Source organism: Prevotella heparinolytica, assembly GCF_002998535.1.
Taxonomy (GTDB): domain Bacteria; phylum Bacteroidota; class Bacteroidia; order Bacteroidales; family Bacteroidaceae; genus Bacteroides; species Bacteroides heparinolyticus.
Window position 1 is genome coordinate 2,489,635 of record NZ_CP027234.1, and the last position, 19,819, is coordinate 2,509,453.

17 protein-coding genes and 1 pseudogene are annotated in these 19,819 nt (G+C 53.9%); 5 read left to right on the top strand and 13 right to left on the bottom strand.

Features of this window, described 5'->3' with window-relative positions:
* Positions 1–8: 8 nt before the first annotated feature.
* Both fabF and C3V43_RS10060 read right to left on the bottom strand, forming a co-directional pair.
* Positions 9–1,274 carry a beta-ketoacyl-ACP synthase II gene (gene fabF / locus C3V43_RS10055; protein WP_106069693.1) on the bottom strand — a complete coding sequence of 422 codons (1,266 nt, stop codon included), beginning with the start codon at positions 1,272–1,274 and terminating at the stop codon, positions 9–11.
* 22 nt (positions 1,275–1,296) lie between these two features.
* Positions 1,297–1,533: an acyl carrier protein gene (locus C3V43_RS10060; RefSeq protein ID WP_106069694.1), complete on the bottom strand. Its 237-nt coding sequence runs from the start codon at positions 1,531–1,533 to the stop codon at positions 1,297–1,299.
* A 149-nt stretch (positions 1,534–1,682) separates the two neighbouring features.
* On the opposite strand from C3V43_RS10060, the gene purN reads away from it, so the two are divergent.
* Positions 1,683–2,249, top strand: a complete 567-nt coding sequence (purN, locus tag C3V43_RS10065; protein WP_106069695.1) for a phosphoribosylglycinamide formyltransferase — start codon at positions 1,683–1,685, stop codon at positions 2,247–2,249.
* A gap of 233 nt (positions 2,250–2,482) precedes the next feature.
* Here the strand turns inward: purN and pdxB are convergent, their stop codons facing one another.
* Both pdxB and C3V43_RS10075 read right to left on the bottom strand, forming a co-directional pair.
* Positions 2,483–3,529, bottom strand: coding sequence for a 4-phosphoerythronate dehydrogenase PdxB (pdxB, locus tag C3V43_RS10070; protein ID WP_106069696.1), 1,047 nt, complete (start codon positions 3,527–3,529; stop codon positions 2,483–2,485).
* Between the two features lie 6 nt (positions 3,530–3,535).
* Positions 3,536–4,678 (bottom strand): glycosyltransferase family 4 protein, encoded by a 1,143-nt coding sequence (locus C3V43_RS10075; protein WP_106069697.1) that lies wholly within the window; start codon positions 4,676–4,678, stop codon positions 3,536–3,538.
* Positions 4,679–4,780: 102 nt separating this feature from the next.
* Between C3V43_RS10075 and C3V43_RS10080 the strand changes: the two genes are divergently transcribed.
* Positions 4,781–5,980 carry a glycosyltransferase family 87 protein gene (locus tag C3V43_RS10080; protein WP_394336137.1) on the top strand — a complete coding sequence of 400 codons (1,200 nt, stop codon included), beginning with the start codon at positions 4,781–4,783 and terminating at the stop codon, positions 5,978–5,980.
* Between the two features lie 281 nt (positions 5,981–6,261).
* On the opposite strand, the gene C3V43_RS10085 is transcribed toward C3V43_RS10080, so the two are convergent.
* The 4 genes from C3V43_RS10085 to C3V43_RS10100 form a co-directional block, all read right to left on the bottom strand.
* Positions 6,262–7,008, bottom strand: a complete 747-nt coding sequence (locus C3V43_RS10085) for a lipopolysaccharide kinase InaA family protein (protein WP_106069698.1) — start codon at positions 7,006–7,008, stop codon at positions 6,262–6,264.
* A gap of 4 nt (positions 7,009–7,012) precedes the next feature.
* Positions 7,013–8,035 (bottom strand): glycosyltransferase family 9 protein, encoded by a 1,023-nt coding sequence (locus C3V43_RS10090; protein ID WP_106069699.1) that lies wholly within the window; start codon positions 8,033–8,035, stop codon positions 7,013–7,015.
* Entirely contained in the window at positions 8,032–8,637 is a 606-nt protein-coding gene (locus C3V43_RS10095; RefSeq protein ID WP_106069700.1) for a DUF4254 domain-containing protein, read from the bottom strand. Before C3V43_RS10095 ends, C3V43_RS10090 begins: the two co-directional genes overlap by 4 nt.
* A 322-nt stretch (positions 8,638–8,959) precedes the next feature.
* A complete protein-coding gene (locus C3V43_RS10100; RefSeq protein ID WP_129588749.1) occupies positions 8,960–10,012 on the bottom strand; it encodes a glycosyltransferase family 4 protein in 1,053 nt (350 codons plus the stop codon).
* Between the two features lie 162 nt (positions 10,013–10,174).
* On the opposite strand from C3V43_RS10100, the gene C3V43_RS10105 reads away from it, so the two are divergent.
* Entirely contained in the window at positions 10,175–10,873 is a 699-nt protein-coding gene (locus tag C3V43_RS10105) for a glycosyltransferase family 32 protein (protein WP_106069702.1), read from the top strand.
* On the opposite strand, the gene glf is transcribed toward C3V43_RS10105, so the two are convergent.
* Together glf and C3V43_RS10115 are read right to left on the bottom strand one after the other, a co-directional pair.
* Positions 10,845–11,978 (bottom strand): UDP-galactopyranose mutase, encoded by a 1,134-nt coding sequence (gene glf, locus C3V43_RS10110; protein ID WP_106069703.1) that lies wholly within the window; start codon positions 11,976–11,978, stop codon positions 10,845–10,847. The two genes, C3V43_RS10105 and glf, sit on opposite strands and share 29 nt — an antisense overlap.
* 5 nt (positions 11,979–11,983) lie before the next feature.
* Positions 11,984–12,988, bottom strand: a complete 1,005-nt coding sequence (locus tag C3V43_RS10115) for a glycosyltransferase (protein WP_106069704.1) — start codon at positions 12,986–12,988, stop codon at positions 11,984–11,986.
* Between the two features lie 113 nt (positions 12,989–13,101).
* Between C3V43_RS10115 and C3V43_RS14820 the strand changes: the two are divergent.
* Positions 13,102–13,275: pseudogene (locus C3V43_RS14820) on the top strand (DUF1302 family protein); the annotation flags it as partial.
* A gap of 399 nt (positions 13,276–13,674) precedes the next feature.
* Here C3V43_RS14820 and C3V43_RS10120 read toward each other — a convergent pair.
* Positions 13,675–14,043 (bottom strand): hypothetical protein, encoded by a 369-nt coding sequence (locus C3V43_RS10120; protein ID WP_106069705.1) that lies wholly within the window; start codon positions 14,041–14,043, stop codon positions 13,675–13,677.
* An 89-nt stretch (positions 14,044–14,132) separates the two neighbouring features.
* On the bottom strand, positions 14,133–15,920 hold the full coding sequence (locus C3V43_RS10125; protein WP_106069706.1) for an LTA synthase family protein: 1,788 nt from the start codon (positions 15,918–15,920) through the stop codon (positions 14,133–14,135).
* A 190-nt stretch (positions 15,921–16,110) separates the two neighbouring features.
* Between C3V43_RS10125 and C3V43_RS10130 the strand changes: the two genes are divergently transcribed.
* Positions 16,111–17,949 (top strand): ABC transporter ATP-binding protein, encoded by a 1,839-nt coding sequence (locus tag C3V43_RS10130; RefSeq protein ID WP_106069707.1) that lies wholly within the window; start codon positions 16,111–16,113, stop codon positions 17,947–17,949.
* A 3-nt stretch (positions 17,950–17,952) separates the two neighbouring features.
* Here C3V43_RS10130 and C3V43_RS10135 read toward each other — a convergent pair whose 3' ends face one another.
* Complete coding sequence (locus tag C3V43_RS10135) at positions 17,953–19,761, bottom strand: alpha-L-fucosidase (protein WP_106069708.1); 1,809 nt, start codon at positions 19,759–19,761, stop codon at positions 17,953–17,955.
* Positions 19,762–19,819: the final 58 nt, after the last annotated feature.

Below are 19,819 nucleotides of genomic sequence, written 5' to 3' on the forward strand. Positions count from 1 at the left end.
ACCGTATGTTATTCTTCGTATTTCTTGAAAATAGCACACGCGTTATGACCACCGAATCCGAAAGTATTGGAAAGGGCCACGTTCACTTCGCGCTTCTGCGCCTTGTTGAACGTGAAGTTGAGGTCATAGTCGATGTTTTCGTCGTTATCACCCTCTTCGTGGTTGATGGTGGGAGGCACGATGCCGTTCTTGATGGCGAGGATGCTTGCAATGGCTTCTACCGCACCGGCGGCACCCAGCAAGTGGCCTGTCATGGACTTGGTCGAACTGATGTTCAGTTCGTAAGCATGCCGGCCGAATACCTCTTTGATGGCTTTGGCTTCCGAAACATCACCTACGGGAGTAGATGTACCGTGAACATTGATATAGTCTACTTCTTCGGGTTTCATCTCTGCATCTTCCAGCGCGTTCAGCATCACGAGTTTGGCTCCCAGGCCTTCGGGGTGGGAGGCTGTCAGGTGATGGGCGTCGGCAGACATGCCTACGCCGGCCACTTCCGCATAGATTTTTGCTCCGCGGGCTTTGGCGTGCTCCAGTTCTTCAAGGACGATGCAACCGCCGCCCTCGCCCATGACGAATCCGTCGCGGCTTGCGCTGAACGGGCGTGATGCCTTTTCGGGTTCCTCGTTGCGGGTGGACAATGCGTGCATGGCGTTGAAACCGCCCACGCCGCAGGCGAATATGGCTGCTTCCGAACCGCCGGATACGATGGCGTTGGCCTTACCCAGACGGATGAGGTTGAAGGCATCGGCTATGGCGTTGGTGGAAGTGGCGCATGCGGAGCATGTGGCATAGTTGGGTCCGTGGAAACCGTACATGATGGAAATCTGTCCGGCAGCGATGTCCGAAATCATCTTGGGGATGAAGAACGGATTGAACTTCGGACCGCTTTCCTTGCCTGTGAGGGCATAGTTTCCCGCCTCTTCCTCGAAAGTGCGGATGCCGCCGATGCCGGCGCCGAAGATGACACCGATTCTGTTTAAATCTTCGTTTTCGACGTCGAGCCCGGAATCACTTACCGCTTCTTTGGCCACGGCAATGGCGTATTGCGTGTACAAGTCCATCTTGCGGGCCTCTTTGCGGTCTATGTATTTTGTTACATCGAAGCCTTTCACTTCGCAGGCAAACCGGGTTTTGAAAAGCGATGCGTCGAAATAAGTAATAGGTCCCGCTCCGCTGACCCCGTTCACCAGATTTTCCCAAAATTCGGGAACGCTGTTGCCAATGGGGGTAACGGCACCGAGACCTGTTACTACAACTCTTTTTAATTCCATGTTTATAAACCGATGGATAAAGTTACTTAGAGTGTTCTTCGATGTAAGATACGGCATCACCCACAGTACCAATCTTTTCGGCTTGGTCATCGGGAATGGAGATACCGAATTCTTTTTCGAATTCCATGATCAGTTCCACGGTGTCAAGAGAATCAGCTCCTAAATCGTTAGTGAAGCTAGCTTCGTTAGTAACTTCTGATTCTTCTACGCCCAATTTGTCGACGATAATCGCTTTCACTCTTGATGCAATTTCAGACATAACTTTAAGTTTTTAATTAATAATTGGTTTTATTTCTTTAATTTTGCGGTGCAAAGGAATGAATATTTATCTTTCCTCGCAAATATTTGATGAATTAAATGCAAAGTTTTGCACATTTTTCACGCTTTTGTGCAGCAAAAGGAGGGTTTATGGGGAAAAAGATTGCGGTTTTGGCATCGGGAAGCGGTACGAATGCCGAGAATATCATCCGCTATTTCCGCGAAAAGGGTTCGGCCCGTGTGGCTCTGGTTTTGACAAATCGGCAGAAAGCCTTTGTTCTGGAGCGTGCAAAGGGCTTGGGAGTGCCCTGTGCCTCTCTCTCGAAAGAGGAGTGGGAGAGTGGGGAGGCTGTTTTGGCCATGCTTCGCCGGTATGATATAGATTTTGTGGTGCTGGCGGGCTTCTTGGCGCGCGTGCCCGACAATGTTTTGCATGCCTATCCCGATAAAATGATAAATATACATCCGTCGCTGCTGCCCAAGTTCGGAGGGAAGGGCATGTATGGCGACCGCGTGCATGAGGCTGTGATTGCCGCCGGCGAGCGGGAGAGCGGCATCACGATTCACTATACCAACGAGCGTTACGACGAGGGCGCCGTGATTTGCCAACTGAAGTGCCCCGTGCTGCCCGAAGATACGCCCCAAAGTCTGGCGCAGCGCGTCCACCAACTGGAGTACGAGCACTATCCGAGGGTGATAGAGCAACTGTTGCGGTGACCTTATGCGAGCATCTTTCCGCATCTCGTACTTCCATTCAAAAGCCTTTTCCTAACATACTGTTTTTCAGCCTTTGGTGGATATATACTTCCAGCACAGTGGAGATATATGTCCACCGAGCGGCATCTATATATCCAGCAAACGAGGTGTATATAGTGCTTAGCGATGAGGGATTGGCGATGAGTAGACAGGTGTATCTGCGAGACGAACCTGTGCTGCCGCTAACGTTACCGCTATCCGTTCACCACTACCCTATACGCTTCTTCTTCTCTTCGCAACGGATAGTCGCCCCGCAGCGCCTCGAACTGTCCGGGGCGGGCTTTCAGTGCGTCGCTGTCGCGCCGTGGGTCGTACATCTGCAGGCAGGCCTCGGCAAGCGAGGCGGCGGTGACGACGGGGTTCGGCGGCGGGGGAGGCGAAATCAGATAATCGGCCTCTATGTGGAAGAAGCGGCAGAGGGCATCCAGCGCCATGCGTGTGGCGTTTGCCTTGCCGTCGGCCGAGTAGCCGGCAATGTGGGGTGTGCCGAGGAACACCTTATTTAATAAGGTAAGGTCGATGTCGGGCTCGTGCTCCCAGACGTCGATGACGGCATCCGAAACCAGCCCGTCCTCCAGAGCGGCGATGAGCGCACGGGTGTCGACCACTTCGCCTCGCGAGGTGTTGATGATGACGGGTCGGCGCTTCAGCGAGCGGAAGAAGTCCTCGTGGGCCAAGTGGAACGTCTTGTATCTTCCCTCCTTATATAATGGTACGTGAAAGCTGATGATGTCGCACTCTTCGGCCAAGGTTTGCAACGACCGGAAAGCGGCCGTTCCCTCACGCTCTTCGCGCGGAAGGTCGTTCAGCAGTACGCGCATGCCGAGCCTCTGAGCCACTTGCGCCACTTTGCTGCCCACGTTGCCCACGCCCACAATGCCAAGCGTCAGTTCCGGCAGACGCATGCCCCGCAACTCTTGCAACAGCAGGAGCGACGATTGCAGGTATTGGGCCACGGAAGAGGAGTTGCAGCCGGGAGCGTTGCTCCACGTGATGCCTGCCTGTCGGCAATAGTCGGTGTCGATATGGTCGAACCCGATGGTGGCGGTGGCGATGAAGCGCACCCGGCTACCCTCCAGCAGACGGCGGTCGCACAGGGTACGGGTGCGGATGATGAGTGCGTCCGCATCTCTTACCAACTCCGGCGTGAAGCCTGCGCCGGGGACATATACCACACTGTCGGCAATCTTCCCGATGGCTTCGCTGATAAAGGGGATTTTGTTGTCTACGATGACTTTCATATCTTCTTATATGCCATATACTACTTTCTCGTACACATCCATCAGATCCAAGGCTATTCTCTCCGGCTCGAAGTTGGTGGCATATTCCTTCCCTTCGGTAATCATCTTTTCCCTGAGTCCGGGTTCGGTGAGCGTGCGGTTGATGGCTTGGGCCAGTGCGCGGGCATCGGTGGGACTCACGTACAGCGAATGCGGCCCGCCGGCTTCTTCCAGGCACGAGCCTGTGGCGCCTATGGCAGGCGTGCCGCTGTTCAGCGCTTCCAGCAGCGGAATGCCGAAACCTTCGAACTTGGAGGGATATACAAACACGGAGGCCATCTGATAGAAGGCCGGCAGGTCGTCGAAGGGCACGTCGCTGATGAGCCTCATGCGGTGTTCCAGCCCGTTCCGCCTGAGGAAGGTTTCTACCTTATTGGCATAGCGGGTGCGCTTGCCCACGGCTATCACCTTTGTTTCATCGGGCAGGAAAGGCAGGGCTTGCGCCAGCAGCATCAGGTTTTTCCGCTCTTCGATGCTTCCCACATAGAGGATGTATTGTTCGGGCAGGCGGTACTTCCGGCGTATGCTCTCTTTCTTTTCGGCGTCGACGGGGCGTTTGAAGCTGGCGTCGCAACCCTGATACACCACGTCTATCTTCTCCTCGGGGATGTGGAAGAAGTCTATGATGTCTTGCTTGGTGCATTGGCTCACGGCGATGATGCGGTCGGCATTCTGGCAGGCCTTGCGGAACTTGTAGGCGTAGATTTTGCGGTCGATGTACGGGTAATACTCCGGATGGCGCAGGAAGATGAGATCGTGGATGGTGACGATGCTGCGCACACGGCGGGCTTTGCGTATGTTCAGGGGCAACTCGTTGCTCAGGCCGTGAAACAGCCGTATGCGGTCCTGTTCAAAGTCGGCGGTGACGCCCCATACGCGCCACAGCGAACGCAGCCTTTTCCAGAAGCCTGTGCGGGGGCAACGCATGTCCACGTTGTATCGTTGAAGGAGGTTGTCCATGCACGCTGTCTTTCCGGGATGGGGAACGTACAGCAGATACCGCCCCACAGGGATGGTCTCGGCAAGGCTCTCGATGACGAACCGGCTGTAGTTGCCCAGTCCGGTTTTGTTTTGTGCCGCTCGTTTGGCGTCGAATCCGATTTTAAACATAGGAACTTTTTTTTAGGCACAAATATAGGTAATATTTGGATGTGGAGCGTCCGGCTTCTTTAAATTATCTATCTTTGCGGCATGAATGGTATGAACGATGGTATGAAAAATGACGTTATGACACGGTTGCGGCGTTTTCGCGCTTTCTTGCAGAAACCCTTTTTCAGCGACGGCCGCACCCTCTTCGGTCTGTGGCTCCTGCTGCCGGTGGTTGCATCTTTGCTGAAAATCTCGAAACACAACAATTACCTCATCTTCAGATATGTCTTTTGGCATACGACAGAGCAGAAACCGCTTTATGCGGCCTATGACGAGTATTGGGACACGAACCACTACGGGCCTTTCTTCAGTCTGGTGATAGCCCCCTTCGCCCTGCTGCCCGAGTGGGTGGGGATGCTGTTCTGGCACATTGCCTTGTCGCTCTGCCTCTATTACGCCATGCGGCTGCTTCCTTTCCCCGACCGCAAGCGCATCTTTCTCTACTGGTTTTGCGCTCACGAGCTGTTGTCGGCACTCTTCATGTCGCAGTTCAACATTGCCGTCGCGGCCATCATCATTGCCGCTTTCTATTGCATAGAGAAGGAAAAGGAGTTCTGGGCGGCGTGCCTCATCATGGCGGGAACGTTCGTGAAGCTCTACGGCATCGTGGGGCTGGCGTTTTTCTTTTTCTCACGGCATAAGACCAGGTTCGTGCTGTGGCTGCTGCTTTGGGCGGCGGTGATGTTTGCGGCTCCCATGCTCATCAGCAGCCCCGACTATATCGTGTCGCAGTATGCCGGCTGGTGGGAGAGCCTTTCGGCAAAGAACGTGGAGAACATGTTTTCGGGCTACCAGAACATCTCGCTGCTGGGCATGGTACGCAAGATTTCGGGCTGCGCCGCCTATTCCGACCTCTGGCTCATAGTCCCCGCCCTGCTTCTTTTCGGTCTTCCCTATCTGCGCCGCGAGCAATACAGGCATGCCTCTTTCCGCTATGCGCTGTTGGCTTCGGTGCTGCTGTTCGTGGTGCTCTTCAGCACGGGCAGCGAGTCGAGTACTTATATCATCGCCTTTGCCGGAGTGGGCTACTGGTATTGGTCGGCCCCTTGGAAGCGGTCGAAGTGGGACGTGGCGTTGATGGTTTTTGCCTTCGTGCTGACGAGCATGTCGTCGTCCGACCTCTTCCCGGCCTTTATCCGTAAAGAAATCGTGCGTCCCTATGCCTTGAAGGCATTGCCCTGTTTCGTGATATGGCTGAAGCTGGTGTACGAGATGTGCCGCGCGAACTATGCGCAACAGGAAAATCTCGTCGTCTGCGAGTAAAGTCCGTCGCTGCCTTGTCTAAAGTAGGAAGAGATTAGGAGGAAATCTCTATCGCAGGGCTTGCGATGTATATCTTGCGCCTTGCGATGTACATCTTAGGGCTTGCGATGTACAACGCAGGTGCTAAGATGGAGTTTCCTCCCTTTGGCGGCGAATGTTTCCGGGCAGGAGTCGTCGACTTTCGGAAAGTATCCCGCGGACTTCTTTTCTTACGTCGAATATCGAATGCGTTGGGGAGAACGGTAAAGAGAGCCGGTAAAGAGTCTGTCTGTGCCGAACTTTCAGGACGGACGCTTGGGCTTGAGGAAGCGTTTGAATTGTCTTCTTTTCTCAAACCTGCCCAGTGCGTGCATCACCTGCTCCACGCTCTGCCCTACATCCCATTGGCGCAGCGTGGCATATTCCTCTACGATGTATTGCAGCAAGTCGCGCCGGTGGGTCACCCGCTTCAGGTTGTCCAGACACTCCTTGCGTGAAAGCGAAGCCTTGAATACGGAGCGGTTGGTGTCGATGACGGAAAAGCGGAATCGCCCCTCCTCATCGGTGTGATAGAGGATGTTGGCCGGATTGGGGTCGCCATGCATCACCCCCTTGCGGTGCATGGATACAAGGAAAGAGGCCAAGGCCGAAGCCAGCCGTTTGTCGAACTCGGTGCTTGTCACCAATACCGGGTGGAGTGGCGGGTAATCGCATGCCGTGGATATGAAATAGCCGGTGTGGAACAGTCCGTTTTTCCTGCATTCCACATACCCGATGCCTTCGGGGGTGTCTATCCCGATGGAGTTCAGTTTCCCGGCATATAGAAAAGCTCTTTCCGCCTTGCTTTTGCGCCAGAACGTATAGGCCAGTCGCTGGATGAGGTTCGGTGTTTTGTATCGCTTCACAATCCACTCGCCGTAGGCGGTATCGAATCTCTTGACCACATTGCGGCCTGCATATATCACTTCTCCCTCCTTCTCGAACGCTTCGGGCAGGCGGGCAACGAAGTCGGAAGCCGACCGGTATTTGGGCAGGACGATTATTTTCATGCGTTCACAGGCTTGATTCTATCTTCTTTGCGATATCTTGGGCGGATATCTCCGTCAGGCAGGCATAATCACCTCTGAGGCAGGGCTTGTTGCCGAAGATGGAACACGGGCGGCAAGGCAAGTCGGTCTGCACCGCATTGTCAAGGCTTTGTCCCCATCCCATGAATCCGGCAAAGGGATGCGTCGCGCCCCAGACGGAGACAACCGGCGTGGCGGTGAGCGAAGCCAGATGCATGTTGGCCGAGTCCATGCACACCATCACTTCCAGGTGGCTCATCAGGGCCAGCTCGCCGCTCAGTTTCAGCTTTCCGGCCAGCGGCACCACGTTGTCGTAGGGCTTGCTCCAGCGTTCCAGCTTCTCCGCCTCGGCCTTTCCGCCTCCAAACAGGAATATCTTCCGGTCTTTGTGCGATGCGACTTCTTCGATGAGTTTTGTGAGGGTGCTTTCGGGCAATATCTTTCCTGCGTGTGCGGCAAAAGGGGCAATGCCTATCCAATGCCTGCCGTCGGGCAGACCTGCGACGGCCCGGAAAAGGTCCGCCTCTCCTTTGCCTTCGCCATAGATGGAGCGGAAGGACGCTTCTGCGGGGAAACCCAACTGCCCGAACACATCGGCATAACGCTTGAAGGAGGACGTCAGCGGAACCAGCTTCTTGTTTCGCGCTCTTGTAAGCTCTTTTTTCTCTTTCCTTCCTTTGTCTATATGTGCCGTCTTCGTGCCGCACAAGGCGAACAGGGTGCGCAAGAGTTTGGAACGGAGCACGTCGTGCAGGTCGGCCACGGCATCGTATCTCTCTTTCCTGAGCTTACGGAACAGGCGGAACAATCCGCCCGCTCCCTTGTACCGGCCTACGTCGACACCCTGAAACCGTACGTTGGCAGGCATCTGCCCGAACAGGGGAGACACGAAAGGCTTGCTCAGTACGGTGATTTCCAACTGCGGGTATCGACGGGCCACGGCGTCGATGACCGGCACGGTCATCGCCACGTCGCCCAATGCTGAAAGACGGATGACGAGTATTCTCATTTCTTGCCGTAAAGAACCGGATTCAGGCTGGGGTCGTTATACATCTTCATCTGCTTGTACACCTTCATATACTTCTTTCCCGCTTCGATGTCGGCAATCAGTTGGTCGATGGCGGAGGAGAGGTCTTTTTGTTGTTCCAGCAGCACGTTCAGTTTGGCTTCGCACCGGGCGTGGTGTTCGGGAGTGGTATCGGTGCGCTCCGCTTCCTGACGCATGTGATAGATTTTGAGCGCGAGGATGGAGAGGCGGTCGATGGCCCATGCCGGACTTTCGGTGTTGATGATGGCCTCGGGGCTTACCCGCACGTCCTTGTATTTGTCGAGGAAGTAGCTGTCTATCAGTTCCACCAAGTCCGTGCGGTCTTGGTTGGACTTGTCTATTCTTCTTTTAATCTTCAAAGCCTCCGCCGGGTCGATGGCGGGGTCGCGTATGATATCTTCCAAGTGCCACTGCACGGTGTCGATCCAGTTCTTCAGGTACAGGTAGTACTCGATGCTTTTCAGTGGGTAAGGGTTCCGGATAGGGGTGTCCACATGGTCGTTCTTGTGATACTCAAGAATGGACTCTGTAAAGATGCGGTTGCCGAGTGTTGTAAAGCTCATAACTTCAGGGATTAAATGATAAACAGTTTATTGATGGACAAAACTAAGCAAAGTTTCTTACATATCCAAAACTCAGAGCCTGCTTAAGAGTTTGTCCGAACTCTCTTCAAAAGAATATCGGGCAAAAGTAAAACAGGCTCTCCGGCTTCCTTCGGCATACTTTTGAAAAGCGATGGTTTCTTCTCCGGTGATTTCGGGCGAGGGAGGTTACCCGAGGTCTCCGTACTTTCTTACTTTTTCGATGTCCGTTTTTGAGGTACACTCTGAAAAGAGTTATATCCGATTTTCGGGGTCTGTTTTATCGGGGGGGAAGAAGCGTTTCTTACCGGTTAATCACCTCTTTATAGACTTCCCAATATTGCTTCGCCGTATTCTCCCATGAGAAACTCAGTGCATGGGCTTTGATTCTCTCCGGATCTTTATGGCCGTTGTAGAAGTCGTCGAGTCCTTTCCGGAACTCGCTTCTCATCACCTCCCTGTCGAAGTCGTAATTGAAATAGTAGGCATACTCCTTTCCTATTTCCGGCAGGCAGGTGTGTGTGGAGAGGAACACCGGCTTGCCGTATTGCATGGCTTCGATAATGGGAAGCCCGAACCCTTCGGCTATGGAGGGGAACAGGAAAGCGGTGCAGTGGCGCAGATACCAATGCTTTTCGCTTTCGGGAATGGCACCCGGCAGATGGATTCTGTCCGTCACCTGCCATCGTGCAGCCTCTTCGTAAATCTGCCGTACATACTCCGGAGAGTTGTGAGCGCCGGCAAGTATCAGTTCATAATCATTGTCTTTCAGCAGGCATGCCAGTACGTGGAAGTTCTTTTTGGGATACATGGAGCTGATGGAGAAGAGGAAAGGACGGGCGGGTTTTCGTTTGGGCTCTTCGACAGGACCGTTCCACACGTTGCATCCGTTGTATATTACCCTGACCGGCCTATCTTTCACGTCGAAATTGTTCAGGATGTCTTTCTTGGTCCATTCCGATATGGCAACGATTTGCGAAACCTTCTTTATATGTTTCCCTATTCGTTTGATGATGCACTGTTTTTCCTCCTGCGGGACAGGCTCGTACAGATAGTTCAAGTCATGGATGGTTTGTACGATTCTGGTGCGGAGCGGCATGTAGCGCGTCAGCTGGCAGCACGAGTGCCACAGGGTGATGTTCGGGTTGTAGAGGAAATGCTTATGAAGAAAATGATTTGTTTTCATATACCGGTAGTCGTCTCCCCACAAACCGATAAGCTTTCTGGGCATGTAAAAACTCAAAGGATATTCCGGATTCTGGCGAGCCTCTTCGTGCAATGCCTGTGCCAGATAATTGCAGAAAGAGAAGAATCCGCAATTGGCATGCCTCATTCGTTCACAATCAAAGATAATCATAGTGTAAGCCTGTTGGGTTTTCTGATACAATCAGAACATATATTCTGAAAATGTTGCAAAGATAGTGTTCTTTGAGTATGTACGGACTTTTATTTCTTTCTTTTTTGAATATAATGTAGCATAATAGTATTTTTGTAACCTGAAAGCAAACTCTAACAGCTTATGATACCTAAAGTAATTCATTTATGTTGGTTCAGTGACGACCCGTTTCCGGTGGAAATAAAACTCTGTCTCGAGACATGGAAACGACTGTTGCCCGATTTCCGGGTGAGGCGTTGGACGTATCAGGACGCCAAAGCCATCGGTTGCCGATTCATAGACGAGGCATTGGAGGCCGGGAAGTGGGCTTTTGCTGCCGATGCCGTACGTTTTTATGCCGTGTATAGCGAAGGCGGTATCTATATGGATAGCGACATCTTTATCAAGAAGCGTTTCGACCACCTTATACCCGAACGCGGATTTGTCACCACTTTCGAGAATGAGAACACGCAGTTGCAGGCGGCTTTCTTCATGGGAGAGAAAGGAAACCTGTTCTGCAAGGAGATGTTCGAGCACTATCAGGCAACTCCTTTCCTGAATGCCGACGGCAGCTACAACACCATTATATCACCGGTGGTGATGTTCAATATAGCCAGCAGGAAAGGCTGCCTGCCCGAAGACAGGGAGCAGCATCCGACTGATGACATCACCATATACCCCTCGCATTACGTGATTCCCCGTCATAAATACCCCTCCACACCCGATACGTTTGCAGAGCATCGCATCTACGGGAGTTGGAGGAAGCGGAAGTTCGGACGTAAACTGGAACTCTTCGTCAAGCACGTCTGGCTGACTATCCGTTTTTATCTTTTGAAGCGGTAGTCCGCCAAAGCGCAAGGGCGGCGGCAACGGTGTCGTCCATGTCGGCATAGGTGTATTGCGCCAGCCGGCCGCCGAACAGCACGCGGCTTTGCTGCCGTGCCAATGCCTGATATTGCCCGAAGATGCGCATGTTCCGTTCGTCGTTTATGGGGTAGTAAGGTTCCTTGCCCGGTTCAAAGGAGTCGGGGAACTCGTAGGTGATGGCGGTGAACGGTTGCGTGCCGTACTCAAAGTGCTTATGCTCGATGAGACGCGTGTATGGCACTTCGCGCTCGCAGTAGTTCACCACGGCGTTGCCCTGATGGTTGTCCGTATCGTCCAGCCGCTTGTGCTCGAAGCGCAGGCTGCGGTATTCCAAGCGTCCGAAGCAATAATCGAAATACTCGTCGATGCACCCCGTGTAGAGAATCTTGCCGGCCATCCGGTCCAGTTCCTGACGCTGTTCAAAGTAGTTGGTGCCTGTGCGCACTTCTATCCCTTCCAGCAACGCATCCGTCAGTTTGTTGTATCCTCCTATGGGAATGCCCTGATAAGGGTCGTCGAAGTAATTATTGTCGAACGTGAAACGGAACGGGATGCGCTTGATGATGAATGCCGGAAGTTCGGTGGCGGAGCGTCCCCACTGTTTTTCCGTGTATCCTTTGATGAGGCGGAGGTATATGTCTTTTCCGCAAAGTTTCAAGGCTTGCTCTTCGAGGTTGCGGGGCGTTTCGATGTGGGCATACGCCGCACGTTGCTCTTCGAGCTTGGCTTTGGCCTCTTGGGGAGTGCGCACGCCCCACAGCCGGTAGAACGTGTTCATGTTGAAAGGCAGGTTGTACAGCTTGCCGTCGAAAAGAGCGAGGGGAGAGTTGGTGTAGCGGTTGAACTTTACCAGCCGGTTGACGTACTCCCACACTTCGGCCCGGTCGGTATGGAAGATGTGGGCGCCGTATGTATGCACATGAATGCCGTCGATATCTTCGCAGTAGATGTTTCCGCCGGTGTGCGGACGCTTGTCTATCACCAGACAGCGTTTCCCGGCCGCTTTGGCCTCGTGGGCAAAGACACTGCCGAACAGGCCTGCCCCCACGATGAGGTAATCGTATTGTTTCTTTGTTTCCATTCCCTTTAGTTCAATGCGTTGAAAGCCTCGTCGAGTGCCTGCTTTATGAAGCAGCCTTCGCCCAGCTGTCTGCCCATCTTCAGGGCGTTCTCTTTCATTATGCCATATTCTTCCTCGGTCAGTGCTTCCAGAGCATTGTCGATGTCGGCCAGCGAGTCTATGGCTATGCCTATGCGGTGTTCCGACACGAACGGCGCCATGGCGGCTTGGCTCCATACGATGACGGGAAGTCCGCTTCGCAGGTAGAACGATGTTTTGTGCGGGTTGTTTATCCGCAGGTATTCCCCCCAGTTGCCCGAACATTCGTCTATGGAGTCGCCGTCCCATACCAGTCCGAAGTCGGCTTCCACACGGTTTACAAACTCTTCGGAGTTCAGGAAGCCGTGATAGGCGATGTGCCGCCAGTCTTTGGCGTAAGCTTCTTCAAATCCTTTGCCGTAGATGTCCAGAGTCCAGTTGCGGATGTGAGGGTCGAGTTTGTACAGAAATTCGTTTCTCCATCTCCCCAGTCCGCCGGCATAGACCACCGACCGGGGATGGTGGGGCGTGGCGTATCGGGCGGGTTCGGTCTGCGACAGGTAATCGAAGATGCCGAGACAATGCAGCGGCAACCGGCAACCGTGGCGGAGCAGGTACTTTTTCATCTCTTCGTTGTGCACGATGAGAAAATCCGTGCGCGACAGGAGGGCGTTCTCTTGCTCCGGCGTCAGCTTATGGCGGCGGAAAGCCCCTAAATCGTGGATGACGGTTACCACTTTCGCTCCTTTCAGGTGTGCGAAGACGCAAGCCGTTTTGTAGAATTTCTTCATGGGGTATTGCAGGAACAGGATGTCTCCGCGTTTCATCTTCGTGAGGATGCGTGCCACCCCGCACACTTTGGCCGTGAAACGGGCCATCATGCCGTTCTGCTTCCTTGTCGGCGTCAGGTTTCGGAATCCCATTCCTTCTACGATGTCGTCAATGTCGTTTTTGGCCTTGTTGGCCGACTGTATGGCTATAAAGTAATTCATAAGCATCTGTTGTTACGCCTCTCGAATGAGAAAGAAAGCGTTGTTGTTAAGAAGAACAAAGCTAAGCAAACTTTCTTGCATATCCAATTCGCGGCCCGATTAATTTTACCCTTACCTGTTTCGACTTGAATCATCAGGGACGGTTCAGCCGCTTTTCCGCCGATTATGCCCTTAACGACCTCGTCCGTCTTTCTGCCGGTTTTGCTTGGTTTGGCGGCGATGAGGGTATGTTTGGTCTGTATGAACGCAACTCGGAAGTGTGGGTCAAGGCAAAATACAGCTTTTAGCAGTGTTTTGTTTCGTGCATTTTTGCTCGATTGACGTGGAAAAAACATGACAATAGACAGTTTGTGTGTCTCTTTTAGAAGAAGAGTGTGTATTGGCTTGATTTTCAGTGGATAATACTCTTCTTTTCTCTTTTCTTCGAGATGGCGTATGTTCGGCACCGAGGAACACGTCGTTCCACACCGAGGAACACCCTCTTCCTCACCGAGGAACGAGGCTTTCGGCACCGAGATACGATTTGCATCTGTCGTATCTATGTATAATATTTTACAAATGAGCGTTCCGGCGGAAGATGCCTATATGGGAAAACTCAATTTCAGAAAAAAAGAGCCATATCATTACTCAAGAAATAGAGTGTGATAGGGCTCTTTATTATTTATCTGTTACAACCCGTAACTTTTCTAATGACTTATATTAGACGCATCCTTATTCAGCTTTATATCCTTTAGCTTTAGAGAGTAATAAATTGTGATTGCTCCATTAATAGGCCAAATAACATCCGTGTACAGGTGCTGGGCTGTGCCGCTAAAGACAATCCGCCGATTTTTGTACACCTTGTACTCGTCCTTCATGTTCTCTATCATGAGTACATCTGTTACCTCATCTCCTTGCTCAATTTCCGCATAGATAACCCACTTTTCTAATTCGTTGTCATACTCCATGCTTCCTTTGAACGCGCTCAGTTCGATGGGCTTTTGCGGTTTCTCCGGATAAATCCGTCTTGTGGTGGGTTCTTCTTTGCTGCAACCGAGGCAGAGCGTCAGGCGCAAGCCTTTGTCGCGTCACACACAAGCCTCTGACGGATGCTGGGAAAGCTGCTGATTATGAGGCGGTAAGGATGATCGTCTACCGAAAAAGGCTATTCCCCGGCATATCGCCCCAGATAGTCGAATTGTATCATGCGGTCGGAGATTTCGTATGCCTCTTGCGCATAGGCTGCTTCCTGCGGCGTGACGCTTTCTCCTTCCACCTTCAGTTGGGGACTGACGGCGAACCCTTTCTTCGAGGGGTCGAAGATGCTTTGCCCCAGTCCGCTCCAGCAGTAATCGTCGAGGCGGAGCAGGTTCAGCAGCGTGGGATACATGTCTATCTGCCCCATCACCTTGTCGTAGCGCATGCCTATGGGCGAGTTCACCACGATGAAGGGCGTAAACGTCTTGTCGGACACGACACCCTTGCCGCCGGGGGCGTTGCACAACTCCTCGCGGTGCGAGGCCAGCCCCTCGTGGTCGCCGGTGATGACGATGAGGGTTTCGGCGTATTGCGGCAGCGTCTTCAGGTATTCCACAAACCGTCCTATGGCCTTGTCCGTGTAGCGTGCGGTGGTCATGTAGTCGTTCATCTTCTGCGGGATGGCCGGGGAGAAACGCACCTCTTTCAGCTCTTCGGGCAGTTTGAAGGGGGCGTGTCCCGAATAGGTGACAAGCTGCATGTACACGTTTTCGCCCTGCTTCCATATCTCGCCGTTCTCTATCTTGCGGCGGCACTGTGCCAGAAAAGCGCCGTCGCCCGTGCGCTTGTGCGTGCCGAAGGCTTCCTCCAGCTTGAAGTCGTGATAGGCTATGATGGTGTCCGTGCCGAAGCTGTAAGCAATGACGCCCTGATTCCATGTGGACACCTTGTCGATGGTGAGGAGGTAGTTGCGCGAGGCTTTCTTTTGGTGCATGGCTTTCTGCAAGGTGTGGTAGGTATGGTCGGGGTAGAGGCTGCTGTATGTGCCGCTTTCTATCGGCAGCAGTCCGGCGCAGAGCATCAGCTGCGCGTCGATGGAGCGTCCTCCTTTCACCTGCGTCAGCACACGGGGAGCGTACAGGGTGGTGGAGTCCTTTATCAGCCTGTTGAGGCAGGGCGTGATTTCCTGCCCTTCCACTTCCGTCTCCAATACCCAGCTTTCGAGCGACTCGGCAAGGATGACGATGCAGTTGTTTCGTGTGCCGATGGAGTCGGGCAGGGCACGGTGCACGGGCTTCCGGCTCAACCACGCCTCTATCTGCTGCCGTGTTTCGGGGGTGAGCGTCTGCTTGCGGCTCATCAGGTCGTGGCACATATCTCCGAACACGGTGTACATGGAGGTGGTGCTTGCGCACATGTAGGCGTCTTGGCGGACGGCTTTATAGGCCGCGCCGAAACCGCCCTTCAGCAAGGTGGTTGTGGCGAAGAGCACGATGGCGATGCCTGAAAGCACTGCGTAGCGGCGGTACGACGTGCGCTCACGCATCTGCCTGCGGCGCAGTGCGGGCGGAATGCAGGCAAGGGTGGAGAGGGGGAAAAAGGCGTCGTACCAACGGAAAGAGTCGTACACGCTTCCGGTGAAGTCGGCCAGATTGCCCGACAGGGCATAGCTGCTCAAGGGGATGGCCGTGTAGTAGGTGCGGAAATACATCAGGTTGGCCACCAGCAGCATGTCCATCAGCAGCATGACGGCGATTTGCGTCTTCCACAGCCGGAAGAAACGGTAGGGCACGAGCAGCAGCAGCGTGGCGATGACTTTCGTGGCGTAGAACTCCACGGTGGAGAACGAAGCGAACGTGGTGGGTATGCTCCAGATGAAATCGAACAGCAGGAACTTGAAGAACAGGGCGGTGCCGAACCAAAGTACCATCCGGTCGATGTTGGCGGGGCAACGCGTGAAGCGTGGTCTTGTCATACGAAATAAGAGTTTAAGCGTTGGTTTGTGCAGGCATTTTTCCCGTCACGGCGCAAAGGTAAATAAAAAGGAGAGAAAGCTTGGCGGCTTTTCCGGAAAAAGTGGACTTGGCGTACTAAAGGCGTTGCCTTTGTCCCGTATTTCCGTTTATTGTCGTATATTTGTCCCTGCAATCCACTAACAATTAGCAATGAAGGAATTTCTGCAACTGATGCGGCGTTTCGTGACGCCTTATAAGAAGTATATCGGCCGGGCCATCGTGCTCAATGTATTGTCTGCCATTTTCAACGTTTTTTCGTTCACCTTGTTGATTCCCATTCTGAACATCCTCTTCAAGACGGGAGATAATGCGCAGGCCTACCGCTTCATGGAGTGGGGTGCCGGAAGCCTGAAAGAGGTGGCGGTGAACAACTTCTACTACTACGTCACCCGTCTCATTGAAGTCTACGGGCCGTCTACCACGTTGCTCTTCCTGGGGCTCTTCCTCGCCTTCATGACGATGCTGAAGACCTCCTGCTACTTCGGCTCTTCGGCCGTGATGATTCCGTTGCGCACAGGCGTGGTGCGCGACATCCGGGTGATGGTCTACTCCAAAGTGATGCACCTGCCGCTGGGCTTTTTTTCCGAAGAGAGAAAGGGCGACATCATCGCCCGAATGAGCGGCGACGTGGGCGAGATAGAGAATTCCATCACCAGCTCGCTGGATATGCTGCTCAAGAATCCCATCCTGATAATACTTTATTTCTCTACGCTGATTGTCACCAGTTGGCAGCTGACGCTGTTCACCATCTTGGTGCTGCCCGGCATGGGCTGGCTCATGGGCAAGGTGGGCAAGAAACTGAAACGCAAGTCGATCGAAGCGCAGGGAAAGTGGAGCGACACCATGTCGCAACTGGAAGAGACGCTGGGCGGGCTGCGCATCATCAAGGCATTCATTGCCGAAGACAAGATGGTGGACCGCTTCAGGCAGTGCAGTGACGAACTGCGAGACGCAACCAACAGGGTGGCCACTCGTCAGGCACTGGCGCACCCCATGAGCGAGTTCCTCGGCACACTGCTCATCGTGCTGGTGCTGTGGTTCGGCGGCCTGCTCATTCTGGGCGAGGGCACTTCGATGGAGGCTTCCACGTTCATCTTCTATATGGTGATTCTATACAGCATCATCAACCCGTTGAAGGACTTTGCAAAGGCGGGCTATAACATCCCGAAGGGACTCGCCTCGATGGAGCGTGTGGACAAGATATTGAATGCCGAAAATCCCATCAAGGAACCCGCCCATCCCGTTGCCCTGACCGGTATGGAGCGGCAAATCGAGTTCAGGGATCTGTCGTTCAGCTACGACGGAAAGCGTGAAGTGCTGAAGCACATCGACCTCACCGTGGCCAAAGGACAGACCATCGCCTTGGTGGGGCAGTCGGGTTCGGGAAAGTCGACGCTGGTAGACCTGTTGCCGCGCTACCACGATGTGCATCAGGGTGAAATCCTTATAGACGGCGTGAACATCAAGAACTTCCGCATCCACGATCTGCGCGCTTTGATAGGCAACGTGAACCAGGAGGCCATCCTCTTCAACGATACGTTCTTCAACAACATCGCTTTCGGGGTGGAGAACGCCACGCCGGAGCAGGTGATGGAAGCGGCCAAGATTGCCAATGCCCACGACTTCATTATGGAAACCGAACTGGGCTACCAAACCAATATCGGCGACCGTGGAGGCAAACTCTCGGGCGGCCAGCGCCAGCGCATCAGCATTGCCCGTGCCATCCTTAAGAACCCGCCCATCCTCATCCTCGACGAGGCCACCTCCGCTCTTGATACCGAGAGCGAACGCCTTGTGCAGGAGGCTTTGGAGCGTCTGATGAAGACACGCACCACCATTGCCATTGCCCACCGCCTCTCCACCATCAAGAATGCGGATGAAATCTGCGTGCTCTACGAAGGCGAAATAGTGGAGCGCGGCAAGCACGAAGAGCTGCTGGCAAAGAACGGCTACTACAAGCGGCTGAACGACATGCAGTCGCTGGGATGATGGCTAATCGCTCAACGCTATCTCACCCATCGTTACTTTTGCCTTGCGGCCGTTGGGCGAAGTGGCTTCGAGCTTGACGTACCGGGCTTCCACGGCTTTGCCGAAGACCACGGTCTGCGGTTGCGGGTTGTGCATGATGTTGCTGAACTCGCCATGCGTGCGTACTTCCGTCCAGTGCTCGCCGTCGTTGCTCACCAAGAAGCGGAACTTATAGGCCATGTCGGGGGTGGCTTCGCCGTTGGCAGGGGCATAGGTGAAGCTTTTCAGCAGGCAGTTTTTTCCCAAATCGACCGTAAGCGGAGCCTCTGAGAGTTGCTTCCAGCCGTCGCGTTTCATTGCGTCAGGCTCTTTCGCCTTAGATGCCTCTTTCACGGGCCCGGCAAAATAAGCCCCCACTTTGGCTATGTTGGCTTTCAGGCGCGATGCCATCAGTGTGACGCGCAAGGCTTTCGCCTCTATGGCGGGGAAACGGAGCAGGCGTTTGTAGCCCACGGTTGTGCCTTGCGCCACTTCCGTCCAGCCTTCGGATGTAAGGGCTTCTACCTTGAAGGCCTCCACACGTTGCCCCCGACGGATGTCTTCTTGCAGCATCACGACGTTTATCCTTGCCTTCGTTTTCAGTTTGTACACGCGGCTTTCGCCCTCGGCAGGTTGCCACGGTGCGCTGCCTTTGCGCACGTAGTCGGTGGCGAATGTTGCTGCGATGTAATCGGCCAGTTCCTTGATGCGTGCGGCATCGTTTTCATGAATCCGTCCGCGGCGGTCGGGCGGAATGTTGAGCAGCAGCACGGAATTGTAGCCCACCGATTTGAAGTAAATATCCACGAGGTGGGCGAGCGGCTTCACCTTGTCGTCTTCCGCCGTATGGTAGAACCATCCCGGACGGATGGACACGTCTACCTCCGAAGGATACCAGAAGAGCCTGTCCACCTTTTGCAACATGTCGCGGCTGCCCAAGTCTTTCGACATGTTGTTTATGCCGAGCTGTGCAAGTACCTTCTCCGAGTCGGTTGCCGTAGATGGGGGAAGCACCGTGGAGCTCCACTCCGTTTCGCGTCCCACGCCTGCCTCGTTGCCCACCCAGCGGATGTCGTCACCCATGATGGCGGCCACGGCTTTGGGTTGCAGCGTGTTGATTACTTTCATGTAGGCTTCCCAGTCGTACTCTTGTTTTTTGCCGTTAGGGCCTTCGGCGCAAGCTCCGTCGAACCACACCTCGTGCACCTCGCCGTAGTTGGTGAGGAGCTCGGTCAGTTGGCGGATGAAGAACTCGTTATAGCGTGGCGAATCGCCGTAGCATGGAGCGTTCCTGTCCCACGGCGAAAGGTAGACGCCGAACTTCATGCCGTACTTGTCGCATGCCGCGCGCAGTTCCTTCACCACGTCGCCCTTGCCCTCTTTCCATGGCGAGGAGGCTACGGAATGGGCAGTGGTGGCGGTGGGCCACAGGCAGAAGCCGTCGTGATGCTTGGCGGTGATGATGGCCATCTTGAATCCTCCCTCCTTCAGGCTCTTCACCCATTGTTCGGCATCGAAACCGGTGGGATTGAACAGGGCGGGGTCTTCTTTCCCGTCGCCCCATTCGCGGTTGGTAAAGGTGTTGATGCCGAAATGCAGAAAGGCCGTGAGTTCCAGCTTCTGCCACTCGTATTGTTGCGTAGTGGGCACAAGCCGGGCTGCCATTTCCGTTTTTTGTTCCATCGGGGCATTTTGCGGAAACTCCACCTGCTTCACATGGTAATGTTCTTTTTCTTGGGCTGCCGCCTGCAACAGGCATAGGTGCAGGCAGGCAAGGAGTAGTGTCTTTTTCATCAGGGATAGTGTTTTTAAGAGCCGGGCGATGGCGTTTCAAAAGAGCCTTCGCCCAAGC